At 43.0% G+C, this 15,569-nt stretch carries 15 protein-coding genes; 3 read left to right on the forward strand and 12 right to left on the reverse strand.

The features are described from left to right. Positions 1 to 72: 72 nt before the first annotated feature. The gene (locus KUA48_RS02430) at positions 73 to 345 is read left to right on the forward strand and encodes an ACT domain-containing protein (RefSeq protein ID WP_006849014.1); all 273 of its coding nucleotides are present in this window, start codon (positions 73 to 75) and stop codon (positions 343 to 345) included. A 12-nt stretch (positions 346 to 357) separates the two neighbouring features. Further along, complete coding sequence (locus KUA48_RS02435; RefSeq protein WP_118253350.1) at positions 358 to 1,722, forward strand: PFL family protein; 1,365 nt, start codon at positions 358 to 360, stop codon at positions 1,720 to 1,722. Between the two features lie 289 nt (positions 1,723 to 2,011). Here KUA48_RS02435 and KUA48_RS02440 read toward each other — a convergent pair whose 3' ends face one another. The 10 genes from KUA48_RS02440 to galE form a co-directional block, all read right to left on the reverse strand. Continuing rightward, complete coding sequence (locus KUA48_RS02440) at positions 2,012 to 3,499, reverse strand: xylulokinase (RefSeq protein WP_118152592.1); 1,488 nt, start codon at positions 3,497 to 3,499, stop codon at positions 2,012 to 2,014. A 103-nt stretch (positions 3,500 to 3,602) separates the two neighbouring features. Continuing rightward, a complete protein-coding gene (locus tag KUA48_RS02445; protein ID WP_118152594.1) occupies positions 3,603 to 3,956 on the reverse strand; it encodes a hypothetical protein in 354 nt (117 codons plus the stop codon). 106 nt (positions 3,957 to 4,062) lie between these two features. Beyond that, entirely contained in the window at positions 4,063 to 4,359 is a 297-nt protein-coding gene (locus KUA48_RS02450; protein WP_153073536.1) for a winged helix-turn-helix domain-containing protein, read from the reverse strand. A gap of 269 nt (positions 4,360 to 4,628) precedes the next feature. After that, on the reverse strand, positions 4,629 to 6,389 hold the full coding sequence (gene aspS / locus KUA48_RS02455) for an aspartate--tRNA ligase (protein ID WP_118152596.1): 1,761 nt from the start codon (positions 6,387 to 6,389) through the stop codon (positions 4,629 to 4,631). Between the two features lie 171 nt (positions 6,390 to 6,560). Next, positions 6,561 to 6,998, reverse strand: a complete 438-nt coding sequence (locus KUA48_RS02460; RefSeq protein WP_252190665.1) for a hypothetical protein — start codon at positions 6,996 to 6,998, stop codon at positions 6,561 to 6,563. 64 nt (positions 6,999 to 7,062) lie between these two features. Next, complete coding sequence (locus KUA48_RS02465) at positions 7,063 to 7,461, reverse strand: hypothetical protein (RefSeq protein WP_153080632.1); 399 nt, start codon at positions 7,459 to 7,461, stop codon at positions 7,063 to 7,065. 48 nt (positions 7,462 to 7,509) lie between these two features. Continuing rightward, on the reverse strand, positions 7,510 to 8,052 hold the full coding sequence (locus tag KUA48_RS02470) for an RNA polymerase sigma factor (RefSeq protein WP_118253362.1): 543 nt from the start codon (positions 8,050 to 8,052) through the stop codon (positions 7,510 to 7,512). A 20-nt stretch (positions 8,053 to 8,072) separates the two neighbouring features. After that, the gene (locus tag KUA48_RS02475) at positions 8,073 to 9,428 is read right to left on the reverse strand and encodes a L,D-transpeptidase family protein (protein ID WP_218433535.1); all 1,356 of its coding nucleotides are present in this window, start codon (positions 9,426 to 9,428) and stop codon (positions 8,073 to 8,075) included. Positions 9,429 to 9,647: 219 nt separating this feature from the next. Further along, entirely contained in the window at positions 9,648 to 9,929 is a 282-nt protein-coding gene (locus tag KUA48_RS02480; RefSeq protein ID WP_022121842.1) for a T9SS type A sorting domain-containing protein, read from the reverse strand. A gap of 199 nt (positions 9,930 to 10,128) precedes the next feature. Further along, complete coding sequence (galE, locus tag KUA48_RS02485; RefSeq protein ID WP_144150875.1) at positions 10,129 to 11,166, reverse strand: UDP-glucose 4-epimerase GalE; 1,038 nt, start codon at positions 11,164 to 11,166, stop codon at positions 10,129 to 10,131. A 179-nt stretch (positions 11,167 to 11,345) separates the two neighbouring features. Between galE and KUA48_RS02490 the strand changes: the two genes are divergently transcribed. Then, positions 11,346 to 13,334: a fructose-1,6-bisphosphatase gene (locus KUA48_RS02490; RefSeq protein ID WP_218433536.1), complete on the forward strand. Its 1,989-nt coding sequence runs from the start codon at positions 11,346 to 11,348 to the stop codon at positions 13,332 to 13,334. Positions 13,335 to 13,390: 56 nt separating this feature from the next. On the opposite strand, the gene KUA48_RS02495 is transcribed toward KUA48_RS02490, so the two are convergent. Both KUA48_RS02495 and KUA48_RS02500 read right to left on the reverse strand, forming a co-directional pair. Next, the gene (locus tag KUA48_RS02495) at positions 13,391 to 13,849 is read right to left on the reverse strand and encodes a lipocalin-like domain-containing protein (RefSeq protein WP_218433538.1); all 459 of its coding nucleotides are present in this window, start codon (positions 13,847 to 13,849) and stop codon (positions 13,391 to 13,393) included. 20 nt (positions 13,850 to 13,869) lie between these two features. Continuing rightward, positions 13,870 to 15,450 (reverse strand): capsule assembly Wzi family protein, encoded by a 1,581-nt coding sequence (locus tag KUA48_RS02500; protein WP_153073532.1) that lies wholly within the window; start codon positions 15,448 to 15,450, stop codon positions 13,870 to 13,872. Positions 15,451 to 15,569 lie beyond the last annotated feature (119 nt).

Below are 15,569 nucleotides of genomic sequence, written 5' to 3' on the forward strand. Positions count from 1 at the left end.
ATTTGGTAGTCTAACAAAATAGTTGTAAATTTGCAGCCGAAAACTTACCAATTTAAAATAAGGAATAAATACATGAACAGAACGATTATTACAGTAGTGGGCAAGGATACCGTTGGTATCATCGCCAAGGTATGTACCTATTTGGCAGAGAACAGTATCAACATCTTGGATATCTCTCAGACCATCGTACAGGAGTATTTCAACATGATGATGATCGTAGACATGGGCAAGATGCAGAAAACTTTCGAGGAAGTAGCCGATGAACTCACCAATGTTGGTAAGGCTATGGGCGTGCAGATCAAATGCCAGCGCGAGGAAATTTTCAATATGATGCACAGAATTTAAAAAGCAAACAATATGATCAATATATCTGAGGTTATCGAAACCAATAAGATGATAGAGCAGGAGAATTTCGATGTGCGTACCATCACCATGGGTATCAACCTTTTGGATTGCGCATCTACCGATCTCGATGAGCTCTGTCAGAACATTCATAATAAGATTACACGTCTGGCAAAGAACCTGGTGAAGACCGGCGAAGAAATCTCCAAGGAGTTTGGTGTACCTATCGTCAACAAGCGTATCTCCATCACTCCAATCTCGCTGGTAGGCGGTTCTGCCTGCAAGACTACCGACGATTACGTGAAGATTGCCAAGACCCTCGACCAGTGTGCCAAGGAACTCGGCATCAACTTCCTGGGCGGCTATTCTGCCATCGTAAGCAAGGGTATGAGCAAGAGCGATGAGCTCCTTATCCGTTCTATCCCTCAGGCGATGGCACAGACCGATTTCGTCTGCAGCTCAGTCAATGTGGGTTCTACCAAGACCGGCATCAACATGGATGCCGTCCGACTGATGGGCGAAATCGTAAAGGATACAGCCGAGGCAACCAAGGACAGAGGTTCTCTGGGTTGTGCCAAACTCGTTGTTCTCTGCAATGCGCCAGACGACAATCCGTTCATGGCTGGTGCCTTCCATGGTGTTTCTGAGGCCGATGCGGTAGTGAGTGTCGGTGTCAGCGGTCCTGGCGTTGTAAAATATGCATTGGAGAAGGTAAAGGGCGAAAGCTTCGAGGTTCTTTGCGAAACCATCAAGCGTACCGCCTTCAAGATTACCCGTGTAGGTCAGTTGGTAGCCAAGGAGGCTTCACGCCGTCTGAACGTACCTTTCGGCATCATCGACCTTTCATTGGCTCCTACCCCAGCTATCGGTGATAGTGTAGCCGATATTCTCGAGCTCATCGGTCTTGAGCATGCCGGTGCTCCTGGTACCACAGCAGCTCTTGCACTCCTGAACGACCAGGTTAAGAAGGGCGGTATCATGGCTTCTTCTTATGTAGGTGGTTTGAGCGGTGCCTTCATCCCTGTCAGCGAAGACCAGGGTATGATCAACGCTGTAGAGGCAGGTGCGCTGACCATCGAGAAGCTTGAGGCGATGACTTGTGTCTGCTCAGTAGGTTTGGATATGATTGCCATCCCTGGCGATACTCCAGCCACCACCATTTCCGGTGTCATTGCCGACGAGGCTGCCATCGGTATGGTTAACCAGAAGACTACTGCCGTACGTATCATCCCAGTTGTGGGCATGAAGGTAGGCGACAATGTAGATTTTGGCGGTTTGCTCGGTCATGCTCCAATCATGCCTGTAAACCCATTCAGTTGCGAAGCATTCGTAAACCGTGCCGGTCGTATTCCGGCTCCAATCCACAGTTTCAAGAATTAAACTGTTTTGATTCAAAATACCAATCCCCCATCCTGTTTTCTCAAGCGGGCTGGGGGATTTTTTCATTGTATAATCACTTATCTATCTTCTAAAGCGGTTCATCATGACAAAACATAGGTGGATAGATACTCAGAAAATCAACTACAGATATTTAAATCCAATCCTTAAATAAGACGGAAGCTCCCCCAAAAGTCAAAAGAATCGGGAAAAAGAAAAATAAAGGGTGAGACTTCTCCCACCCTTTATCTGATATTATAAAAAAAGTTTGTCTAAAGTAAATTACAAACGTTTAAAGTTTTTTCAGCTCTTCTTTCCATGCAGAATAAGCCTCGAGATAAGCAGAACGGTTAGCCTCATCAGGATCTATGACTGCAAGTTTCTTCAATGAAGCAAAAGCCTCATTATGATCCTTATAGATACCGGCACCAATACCAGCACCCTTAGCTGCACCTGCACTACCATCTGTCTCATAAAGTTCGATAGTAGCACCACTCACACCCGCCAAGGTATCTCGGAACAACGGACTGAGGAACATATTAGCCTTACCTGCATGAATATTCTTGATATCCATACCCATCTGCTGCATGATTTCCATTCCATAGCAGAAACTGAAGACGATACCCTCTTGTGCTGCACGAACAATATGAGCACGATTATGCTTATTAAAGCTGATGCCACGAATAGAACAACCAACTTCCTTATTCTCTAATACACGCTCAGCTCCATTACCAAATGGGATAATCTTAACACCATCACTACCTATTGGTACAGAAGCTGCAAGATCATTCATATCCGCATAGCTTACATCTGGAGTGATATTTCGATGAACCCACGCATTCAAGATACCAGTTCCATTGATACACAACAATACACCAAGACGGTCAAGGTCTGTAGTATAATTAGCATGAGCAAAAGTATTGACACGGCTCTTTGGATCATAGTTAACATCACCCAATACACCATATACAACTCCTGATGTACCTGCAGTACTTGCTATTTCACCCGGATTGAACACATTCAGACTCACAGCATTATTTGGCTGGTCACCCGCACGATAAGATATTGGTGTACCTTCTTTCAGACCAAGTTCTTCAGCTGCCGCTTTACTTACTACACTCTGTACAGAGAAAGTAGGAACAATATCAGCCAGAATGCTTTCATCGAAGCCAAAGTAATCAAGCAGGAATTTAGCAGGCTTTTTCTGGTTGAAGTCCCACATCATACCTTCAGAAAGACCACTGATAGTAGTCTTAACTTCACCTGAAAGTTTCATTGCCAGATAATCACCAGGAAGCATAATCTTATCAATCTTATCAAACAGTTCCGGTTCATTATCCTTTACCCATGCAAGTTTAGATGCAGTAAAGTTTCCAGGAGAATTGAGCAGATTACGCAAGCAGAAGTTCTCACCTAAATCATGAAAAGCCTTCTCGCCGTAAGGTACGGCACGAGAGTCGCACCAGATGATACTAGGACGCAAAACTTGCTGATTCTTATCAACACAAACCAAGCCATGCATCTGGTACGAGATACCAATAGCAAGGATATCTTCACCCTTGGCACCAGATTCTGCCATGATTTTCTTAAGCGCCAGCTTAGCATTATCCCACCACATCTGAGGATCCTGCTCTGCCCAACCGGTCTTTACAGCCATAATGGGTGCTTCATGATCCGGATAGAATGCAGAAGCTACGATTTCTCCATTGTCAACATCAGTAAGCGAAGCCTTTACAGAACTTGAGCCTACGTCAAAACCTAATAAATATCTACTAGCCATAGTTTATTCGTTTATATGTTTATTGTTTAACTTTTATCAGTTTTTATAAAGTCTACATATATTATACGAACATACTACAACATTCCCCTCATAAAAAAATAATTTAGAACATATTCTCATCAAAAAGACTTTGAGGAGCACTATCGTCAGCCTTGTCCTCCCCTTCATTACTATTTTCTAATACAGAAGAAGAAAAATTGAGCATCAGTTGCTGTACGGCCTTTGAATCAAAATTAACATGATATACACCATACCCCTTACCTTTTTCTATAAGCGATTGTGGGTCTTTAGCGCATCTGGTGAGATATTGCGTAACATAGCTATGAACATCCTTGTAATTCAGAGGTGTAAAAATCGAATTACAGGAATTATATACATGACGAGCTATTTTTTCTACTTTCAACCCTTTTGCACCCGCAGCCAAAAGAACATTGAATATCTCCTGATCAAGTTTCATATAATAATCATAACATTCGTCCTCTTTCAAGAGAGAAGACAGAAAAAGAAAAAACCGCGGTTACTCACTTACAAGCAATCGCGGCTCTTTGAAAAATAAACCTTATTTAAGCGAGAGCAACCTTGTTGTCCTCATCCTTAATCTTACCCTCTTTGAAGAGCCAACCGATACCAAGGATTACATCCTCTGTACTGATCTTAGCAGCCTTAGCAATTTCTGCTACTGTGAGAGCCTTTTCTGAAGCTGCCAATGCCTGATATACATCACCAGCTCTAAAACCTGCGTTCTCTGCGTTCAAGTAAAGAACGTCCTTCTTTGCTGCAAGAGCCTTCTTTGCTACTGGAGCCTTCTTTGCTGCTGGCTTCTTTGCAGCAGTCTTAGTTGTCGCTTTCTTTTCTACCATGTTTTAAGAATTTTATGATTCTATTGAGCCTCATTTCATCAGCTCAACCTTAATATCTGCTGCAAATTTATAACTTTTATTTCGAAATAGTGTTAGAAAAATAGAAAAAACTACTACTTATAAACAAAAGTGCTGCATTTCTTGATTTACGTCAAGAAGCGCAGCACTTTATTTACTAAAAATCAATTACTTATTATAAATCATTGAATTTTTCTCAAGGCATTTTACGCATACTCTTTTATGGAGTGAATACCTTCGTTTCTCTATTTTTATTCAGCCTTCAAATCAAGTTTGATCTCCAATTCATCCAACTGCTTAGGGTCAAGTTCAGAAGGAGCATCGAGCATAACATCTCGACCTGAGTTGTTCTTTGGGAAGGCAATACAATCGCGAATACTATCGAGACCAGCCATAATGCTGACGAAACGGTCCAAACCGAAAGCAAGACCTGCGTGAGGTGGTGCACCATACTTGAAAGCATTCATCAAGAAACCGAACTGGGCCTCAGCACGTTCTGGAGTAAAGCCGAGAACCTCGAACATCTTCTCCTGCAACTGAGTATCATGGATACGGAGAGAACCTCCACCTACTTCGATACCATTGCAAACAAAGTCGTATGCCTTGGCACGAACCTGCTCAGGATGCTCATCGAGCAATGGGATATCATCAGGATTTGGCATAGTGAATGGATGGTGCGTAGCCATCAGGCGCTGCTCCTCATCGCTCCACTCAAAGAGAGGGAAGTCAATAATCCAAAGACACTTGAATACATTCTTATCACGAAGTCCCAAACGATCACCCATTTCCAAACGCAAAGAGCAAAGCTGAATGCGTGTCTTGTTAGCATTATCACCGCTCAAAATCAAAACAAGGTCACCATCCTTGGCTCCCATTACGGTCTTGATTTCAGCAAGTTCCTCTGGAGAATAGAACTTATCTATGCTACTCTTTACGGTACCATCAGCATTGTACTTGATATATACCAAGCCCTTGGCACCGACCTGAGGACGCTTAACAAAATCAGTCAATTCGTTCAACTGCTTACGGCTATAATCAGCACAACCAGGAACACAGATACCGCCAATATACTTAGCCTCATCGAATACTGAGAAATTACCCTTACCTGTGAAAGCATCTTTCAACTCAACAAATTCCATACCGAAGCGCAAGTCTGGCTTATCGCTACCGAAACGGCGCATAGCATCGTGCCAGGTCATCTGCTCCAACTTAGGAAGTTCTACACCACGAATCTCCTTAAACAAATGGCGAGCCATTTCCTCGAAAAGGTTGATGACATCATCCTGATCAACAAAACTCATTTCACAGTCAATCTGTGTAAACTCTGGCTGACGGTCAGCACGAAGATCCTCATCACGGAAGCACTTGGCAATCTGAAAATAGCGGTCGAAACCAGCAACCATCAAGAGCTGCTTTAAAGTCTGAGGACTCTGTGGAAGAGCGTAGAACTGACCTGGATTCATACGGGAAGGAACAACAAAGTCGCGGGCTCCCTCTGGTGTACTACCAATAAGAATTGGAGTTTCAACCTCCATGAAGTTCTGTGCATCGAGGAAGTTACGAATCAAGATGCACATACGATGACGCAACTCCAGATTTTTGCGCACTGCAGGACGACGCAAATCAAGATAACGATACTTCATACGGATATCATCACCACCATCAGTATTATCTTCGATAGTGAAAGGAGGGGTCTGACTCTGAGAGAGGACATTGAGTTCCTTCACCAGGATTTCGATGTCACCAGTATCCATTTTAGGATTCTTGCTCTGTCGTTCACTTACTACACCCTTTATTTGAATGCAGAATTCACGACCTAGCTTGTTAGCTGCATCACACAAGTCTTTGTTATCAGCCTCGTTGAAGACCAACTGTGTGATACCATAACGGTCGCGCAAATCGACGAATGTCATACCACCCATCTTTCTTGAGCGCTGTACCCAACCGGCAAGTGTCACTTCCTTGCCGGCATCAGAGAGACGTAACTCTCCACACGTATTACTTCTGTACATACCTTATTATATTATATTATTATTTTCCAAAGTGCAAAAGTACAACAAATAACGGAAAGGACAAAATAAAATCGCGAAAATATTATTAAAAATATCTTCGCGACCCTATTAATGTGACCAAAATTCACATAAATACATATTAAATAGTTTTATCTCTACTTTTTTAGAGATTTATTTCTTCATCCGTCTGAATGCCTGGCGATGGAACCGTTCCTCTGCCTTGATGACACTGAACACCTTATTAGGTGGCAAGATGGTCATAAATCTAGAATGATACTCTTGCTGCAACTGTTTCAGCTGAATATCCAACTCATCCTTTCTCCTGATAGCTTCGGCACATGCCTCATTATCATTCGGATTCACATGACGGAATCGGCGCATTTCATCGAATATCATACGCATTTTCTTACCCATCTGTCTATATACCGGGAAGAATTTAGCAGCTTCTCTCGGCGTAAGACAGGCATTAGTCGTAATAAACTGTTCTAGTTCTGCCTGAAACCTTTTAGGATTAAATCCATCATGATGTTTACTACCCTGAGGCTGTGAAGCAAGTGAAACCAGACTAATCATCAGCATAGCTAAAAGCGCAAGAAACCTATGTTGCATTATCTTTCTCATACCTTATCGTTTTTAAAAATCTTTATCTGTAGACAAAAAGAAATACCAACCATTAATTTTCTGCAATCAGCGATGCATAGATAGTTTCATTATCCATCATCGTATAATCGGCCATCTCATTAAAAGTAGCATCTTCATTATTATTCACAGCAGCTTTCTGAACCATATGGTCCACATGTGCCATAGCAGGCTTACTGCTTCCCGTATATTTCAGCGCCAGTACCGAGCCACCTCCCATCACAGCCAAAACAGCAACAGCCGCCGCAATCTTTCGAATCGGCATACGCTGCCATAAGCTAGGCTGCATGTGAATGATGCGGAGTTCCTGCTCCGGCAAATTTGCCATCACCCTATCAGTAAGCTGGTCGAAATAACCAGCCGGCACCTGGAAATGGTTTTTCTTACCAAAACGGCTATTCAATATATTGTCTTCTTTTAACATATTCCTCATTCCTTTCTTTTATACTTTATTAAATAGACGAAAACTAACCGAAAAGGTTTAATCCTTACGATTGAAAAAATCGGTTATTTTTTTCACAGCAAGATGATAGGATGCCTTCAAAGCTCCTTCACTTGTTGACAGCACCTTACTCATCTCTGAATATTTCATATTATCATAATATTTTAGAGTGAAAACTGTGCGCTGAACATCGGGCAGTAGGGCTACAGCCTCTTGCAGTTCTGCCTGAATCTGGTCACCATCAAAATAGTCATCGGCAAGAAGACGTGAAGCCAAGCCCGGCTCGTCTTCGGTACTGACATTAACCATCTGCTTCTTGCGTCTCAAGAAATCAAGCGCTTCGTTAATTGCTATACGGTAAAGCCATGTTGAGAGCGAAGACTTTCCCTGAAACGAATCCAGATTGGTCCAAGCCTTAACAAAGGCATTCTGCAACACATCATCAGCATCATCATGATCTAAGACAATATGGCGAACCTTCCAATACAACGGCTCGCTATACTGACTTACCAGTACAGCAAAGCCTTCGCGTTGGGTCTTAGGATCCCTAATCATCGCCAAGAGTTCTTTATCGTTTATCATTGCTTTTACAAATGTGTTGTTTATAGATATCTTCTCAACATATCGAATATTACCGCATCAAATCCATACACATCAGAATAATCAGCTATTCTGCCTCCTGCTAACGGATAGAGTGTATAATAGGTTATGAAGAGAGGAACTTGAGGATTAACCTTTACGTTATTCACAACAAGTTTTTTATTGGCTAGCGAATCTGCTGTCATCGAATAGTATATCTTTTCCTTCAGTTTCTCGTTTTTGTCAGCCAATAGAAAGACAGCGAAATCGTACGGTTTTTCTATTCTGATACATCCATGCGATACTCCTCTATCCTCTTGTCCAAACACGCCCTTACTGTTAGTATCATGCAGGAAGACCGAGAAATTATTATCAAAACGGAAGATGATTCTTCCCAGAGCATTCCCCTTTCCGCCCCGCTGAGCGATGCCATAAGCACCAGAAATAAGCATAGATCGAGTTACTCTGTTTAAGTCAACCTCCTTACCTGTTGCCACTTCCCTTACATAGTAGTTACGCGCGCGAAAGTAGCCATGATTCCCCACCCGGTGTATCATATCATGGAGAACAATACTACGGGGAACAAACCATTGAGGATTCAACTCCATACGTTTGATATGACTGTTCAATATCGGGGTTTTGGTTTTACTGGCTCCACATCCTATGCGCATCGAGAGCGTATCCTGATGATCAATAGCCATCAGATGGAACGATGGTATATTGACAACCACATATTTTTCGTGTTGCCAGGGATTATCATACTGTCTCCAGCGGCAACGTTCCATGTTGCAGAGAATTTTGATTTTCATCGCCTTGCCCAGTCCTCCAGCCTTCAATTTCTCCAGCAGTTGATAATAGAAAGGATTCTTAGGCTGTACTTCTTTCAGGAAGGAAGCCACCGAGTCGCATCTAACCATTTGCATAGCCTTCTGATAGAACGCATCATCTGCATGAGCCATTTTTACATCAAACAGGCCTCTGAACCTAACGGGTCTCTTGATACTATCATAAGGATTGGGAGCAAGAGTATCTAAACGATTGAAAACAAAACTAGGATTCATAAATCCAAAATTCTGCCCCATCGTATATCTGAAGTAAGCTTTGGTCAAGCGATACTCCAGTCGGGCTATCACTTGATTTATCTGATTATCAGCTGAATCTAGATTTAAATCTCGTAACCTGTCAATATCTCGGGCAATAGCATCCACATAGAACCGACGTTTATCAAATCCCATATCCGCTACAGTACGCAGGCAAGTCACCAGGGAGTCAGCCTGACTATTTACCCCATGACGTGTAATCCAAAGCAGACTACCTTTATTCTGGTAATATCGACGGGTATGCAAATCAGCAGCATGTCGGTCTTTATCATTTCGCATGATACTATCCAACAGATTTCTTATAACCTTTGAATTAATAGCATAAGCCGAAGAACGAGAGTTTTTGAACTCATCTAACGATAACTGAAAATTGCTGTTTGGTACTTTGTCGTGGCAAGAACAAAACATCAAACAGCAAAAAATGATAAGTAACGAAGTATGAAAGAGCTTCACTTTCTGATTAAAGTTAAACGGCATTCTAAGGCCTCTATAGTACTATTAATGCTTTACGCAAATTTTGCGCGTAAAGGTATTCCCCACCTTTACAATATAGATACCATCAGCCAATGGCAAGTTTACGCGCTTGTCATTACCTTCTATGCGGAAGGTCTTGATTGTAACACCTGCCACATTATATATTCTCACCACTTGCCCGCTAGCGCCGGTGATATGCATCACGCCCCCAGCATAGTTCAAGTTGATATCTGCCACATCAAGGTCTGCCCATTCTATGTTTCCCTCGTTGGCCATAGCATCCGAAGGAACAGAAAGCGCTAACATTGCAATTGTTAATATTGAAAGTAAAGTCCGTTTCATATATTTTCAAGTTTCGTTAAACCAATAGTTCTTTCTGCAAAGATATATAAAAAAAAGGAAACTTACCGTCTTCCCGACGGTAAGTTACCCAAAAATTAGCTTTTTTAACCTTTCAGAGGAAAAAAGAAGCCAATTCACATTATTTTCTAAAACAACCAACACTTTACATGATGCCATCAGCGCGAAGTTTCTGCTGCCATTTCCAAGCAGAAGCCAACACATCCTCAAGCTTAGCCTCAGCCTTCCAGCCGAGTACCTTGTTCGCCTTGGTGCAATCACCCCAAATTTTCTCAATATCGCCCTCTCTTCGTGGACCATACTTCCAATTCAGTTTCACACCTGTAGCTTTTTCAAAAGTCTCAACAATTTCGAGAGTTGAGTTTCCATTACCTGTACCGATATTGAAATATTCGATAGGCTCAGTCTCCTTATCAAGAACACGTGCCATAGCAGCTACATGTGCCTTAGCCAAGTCTACAACATAAATATAGTCGCGGATACAGGTTCCATCAGGAGTATCATAATCATTACCAAAGATAGTGAGTTCCTTGCGGATACCCATAGCAGTCTGAGTAACGTATGGAATCAGATTGTTTGGCACACCATTTGGCAACTCACCAATCTCAGCAGAAGGATGTGCACCTATAGGATTGAAATATCTCAATACAATGCTCTTGATGGCTGCACCACTATGGATATAATCAGCTATGATCTGCTCATTAATCTCCTTAGTATTGCCATAAGGTGAAGTAGCCTTCTGATGAGGAGCCTCTTCTGTTACAGGCAAATTCTCAGGCTTCGGCTGACCATAAACGGTACAAGAAGAAGAGAAGATGATACCCTTTACCTGATACTTTGGCATAAGTTCCAGGAGATTGATGAGCGATACGATATTGTTGCGATAATACAACAATGGTTTCTGTACGCTCTCGCCTACTGCCTTGCTTGCAGCAAAGTGAATGATACCCTCAATATCAGGATATTTCTGGAATACAGCCTCGGTAGCAGCCTTGTCGCGCAAGTCAACCTGTTCAAAAGCAGGGCGGATACCAGTAATCTTTTCGATACCATCGAGTACTTCAATCTTTGAGTTTGAGAGATCATCTACGATAACAACATTGTAGCCTGCCTGCTGCAACTCTACTGTAGTATGGCTACCTATGAAGCCTGTACCACCAGTAACAAGAATAGTTTGTTTCATAATCAAATATAGTTAGTTTGAAGAATTATTATATTTCTTCTGCAAAAATACTGCAAAAATCTGAAAAAACAGAAAGATTTTTCAAAAAAATACTTTTTTCCTTTGTTTTATCTATTATTTATACTATCTTTGCAAAAGATAATAAATAGTAAAAAGGCTCTAAGAAAATGGAAAAAAACATGAAACATTATAATATAGAACAAGACATGAGATATTTGCAGTTGCTCTCTCAGTCGTTCCCTACTATAGCAGAGGCGAGCACCGAGATTATCAACCTGCAAGCCATCCTCAACCTGCCAAAGGGTACCGAGCATTTCCTTGCCGACATCCATGGTGAGTATGAGGCCTTCCTGCATGTACTGAAAAATGCATCAGGAAATATCAAGCGTAAGGTGAACGAACTCTTTGGCAATACCCTTCGCGAACAGGAGAAGCGAGAACTCTGCTCTCTTATTTACTATCCTGAGCAGAAACTGGAACTCGTCAAGCAGAACGAACCCGACATTAACGACTGGTATCACATCACCCTGCACCAGTTGGTGGCTGTATGCCGTGATGTTTCCAGCAAATATACCCGAAGCAAGGTGCGCAAATCGCTGCCATGCGATTTCTCGTATATTATCCAGGAGCTTTTGCACGAGCACACCGAAGATCATGACAAGACAGCCTATGTCAATGTTATTGTTGATACGATTATCAGCACAGGCAGAGCCGATGATTTCATCATCGCTATAGCCAACGTCATCCAGCGCCTGGCTATCGACCAGCTCCATATTCTGGGCGATATCTACGATAGAGGTCCAGGAGCCCACATCATCTTGGACAAGATGCGCCGCTACCACAGTTGGGACATCCAGTGGGGTAATCACGATGTACTATGGATGGGAGCAGCTGCCGGCAATAATGCCTGCATCTGCAATGTGATACGTCTCTCCCTGCGATACGCCAACCTCTCGACATTGGAAGAAGGCTATGGCATCAACCTCGTACCACTCGCTACTTTTGCGATGGAAACCTACAAGGATGATGATTGCAAAGAATTTCTGCCTAAGCTCAGCGGAGGTGCAGCAGCAATGGATGAAAAGACTCAGCGGCTCACCTCTCAGATGCACAAGGCTATAGCTGTCATCCAGTTTAAATTAGAGAGCCAGCTTTTCAAGAAGCATCCGGAATGGAAGATGAAAGACCGTTGTCTTTTTGACCATATCGATTACAGTAAAGGCAAGGTAGAGATTGACGGAAAAGAGTATGACATGACCTCATGCCACTTCCCTACCATCGATCCGGACAATCCAGACAAACTATCTGAAGAAGAGGAAATTCTGATTCAGAAACTGCATCATTCGTTTATGGTCTGCGAGAAGCTGCACAAGCATATCAACGTTATGCTGCAGCATGGTTGCATGTACGCTATCTTCAACAACAACCTGCTCTTCCATGCTTCCTGTCCGCTCAACGAAGATGGTTCATTAAAAGAGGTAGAAATATATCCTGGCAAGAAATTCAGCGGCAGAGCCCTGATGCATCATACGGGCATGCAGATACGCACAGCTTTCCAATCAGATTCTGATCCGAATGAGAAGGAATATGCCATCGATTATTTCATCTACCTATGGTGCGGTCCTGACAGTCCGCTCTTCGACAAGAGTAAGATGGCCACCTTCGAGCGCTATTTCATTACCGATAAGGAGACTCATAAAGAAGAGAAGGGATACTACTTCCTGTTGCGCGATAACGAACAGGTTATCGACCATATTATGGATGAGTTTGGGGTAACCGGTCCTAACCGCCATATCATCAATGGGCACGTGCCCGTTCGCACAACCAAGGGCGAGAACCCTATCAAGGCAAACGGCAAGCTGATGGTTATCGATGGAGGTTTCTCTAAAGCCTACCACAACGAGACTGGCATTGCCGGCTACACCTTAGTATACCACTCCCGCGGATTTCAGCTGGTCCAGCACGAGCCATTTACGAGTATGGAAGATGCCATCAAGCAAGGTACCGACATCAAGAGTACCACACAGATTGTAGAAATGTCGAACCGCCGAATGCTGGTAGCCGACACAGATATAGGTTGCGAACTCCGTAAGCAGATAGAAGACCTGAAGGAGCTTCTCTATGCTTACCGACATGGTTTCATCAAGGAATCAGAAAGGAAGAAGTAAGAAACCGAGCATACTACAAAAAAGCCCCCGGTGCTGCATGCATCGAGGGCTTTTTTTCAGAATTTTCTGAACCGCAATCTCAGGGTTTTACTCTTCAGTTGCATCTTACCTCCGGTCATTACCTCCTTGGCAAAATGCTCATTCAGATGATTGATGCCACAGCTACGCAAAGAATCATTCATTTCTGTTAAAAGTACATCGCCTCCATAATCTTCATGCCATTTATTACGATAAACAGATGTAATCAGCAAACTGTCGGAGGTTTGCTCAAAACGCAGATAAAATCCTCTACCAGCCTCGAAGCGATCATAATCAGCAACCTGAATCAGCTTATACTGGCAGCCCCAGAACACGCGTTTATCTGCAAAGTAACAAGTCCCCCCTGTAGCTAAAGTATCTACCTGCTCCAGATGCCAGAAACCATCCAAATCACCATTCTGGCTTGTTTCTACCTCACATGAGCTTAGAGTGAGCATCATAACAGCAAGGGAAAGCACCCCTATTATCTTTTTCATATTTTCTATCTTATCGATTATTATTTTCTTTTCGTCAGCAAACCTCTTTTGCTGATGGTTATCTGCATACCGGCATTATGTCCCAGCATCTTTTCGCTTCCGAAATCCATCGCATAGCCTGCCTTCAACTGCCATTGATGCGGGAAATCGTAATGACCCTCTACCAGAAAACTTACATTATGATGCTTTTTTGTAAACGGGTTGCTATATGTCCCCCAACCTTTCTGATAGGTGCCTAATATACGATAGCCCAACCGCTGTGTAGGCTGACCATCAAAACCCAGATGATAAGCTATGAAACGGTTGTTCCTGATATCAATACATCCGTCATTATTATAAATAGGCGAACGGTAGAGTGGATTTCCTATCACCTGGCCCCAATGCTGCCATCCAGGATAGATGCTGTGGTTATAATAATCATCAGTACCCGCTATATGGTCTGCGATACCCGATGTACGGTCATGATTGTACGGACCACTCTGATATTTGGTATAGAGATACTCCAGCACCACATTTTTCAGCCAGCGCGAATACTTCAGATTCAGTTCGAAGCCCAGCATAATGTCCTTCAGCGAATACATGAAGAAACGGCGTTTTACTTTCTTATTCCAGTCTGCGCCCTCACCATATCCATTATAGTCGAGGAGAAACATCTGGCTGTGATCTTCGAAATAATGATCGGCATAGATGGCAGCTTTCCAACTGTCAGTGTCATAATTGATACGCATCAGCCAACTGCCCAACTGGTTGCCGGCAACATTGGCATAAGCCCCTTCACCTGCATCAGAGCCCGTTGCCGACAGCGCATGCCAGAAGCCTTTCAGATTTTTCTCGGTAGGAATCTGTACCATACTGTCACCTATTGGACGATATGCATTGCCACCAAACTGAGCAACCATTTCCAAGCCCATTTCTATGCTGAGCGGACAGAAAGCATTCTCGTTTCCGATACGCAAGAAACCAGCCTTGCTGTGATAGAGCATGTGGTCACAATATTTAGTCTGCCGTTTCGTAAAATCATGCTGCCAGCCATCATCCGTAGTCATACCATAAGCCAGATGACCTTTCAGTTGCAGCCAGCCTCTACCAAACGGAAGCGTCCAATATTCAGGAAGCGCCAGACGAACCTGAGGTATCGGACGGGCATTGATACCCAGACACTGGCTACCACTGGAGAGCGACTGGTTTTTTAGCTCCATCGGATATTCCTTGGCACCTGCAGTCAGCACACCATAAAGCCAGCGGGCCTCCACATAAGCCTGCTGCACCACTACATGGCTGGTATAGTTTACCGGTACTGCCACATCTACTCCATAACCTACAGCCCAGCGGCGAGCAGAATCTGCAGAAAGCGGACGAACCAGACTACCTCTGAGATAGCCGTTATTCTTCTCTAAAGAACTTAATCCATGTTTGTTTGCGTTAAGCCACAATGGGGTTTTACCTTTCGAAAACGACCCTTGCATCTCAACACCATATTGTATATCTTCCCGAAGATCTATCTTCTCCGTGCCATCCTCCTCTTGCCACATATACTGTGCCATAGATGGGGCTGCCAGACTGCAAAGGGCAAAACATACACCTACCTTTATCTTATTCATAATTAAATCTATACTTTCAAGATAAAAACGTAATTATCTCTATTATATTGTATATATTCAGAAAAATAAAAAAAGAGCAACACTTGCCTCTCATTTTTTGAGAACAAGCATTGCTCTTT

This window comes from Segatella copri (assembly GCF_019249795.2).
Taxonomy (GTDB): domain Bacteria; phylum Bacteroidota; class Bacteroidia; order Bacteroidales; family Bacteroidaceae; genus Prevotella; species Prevotella copri_B.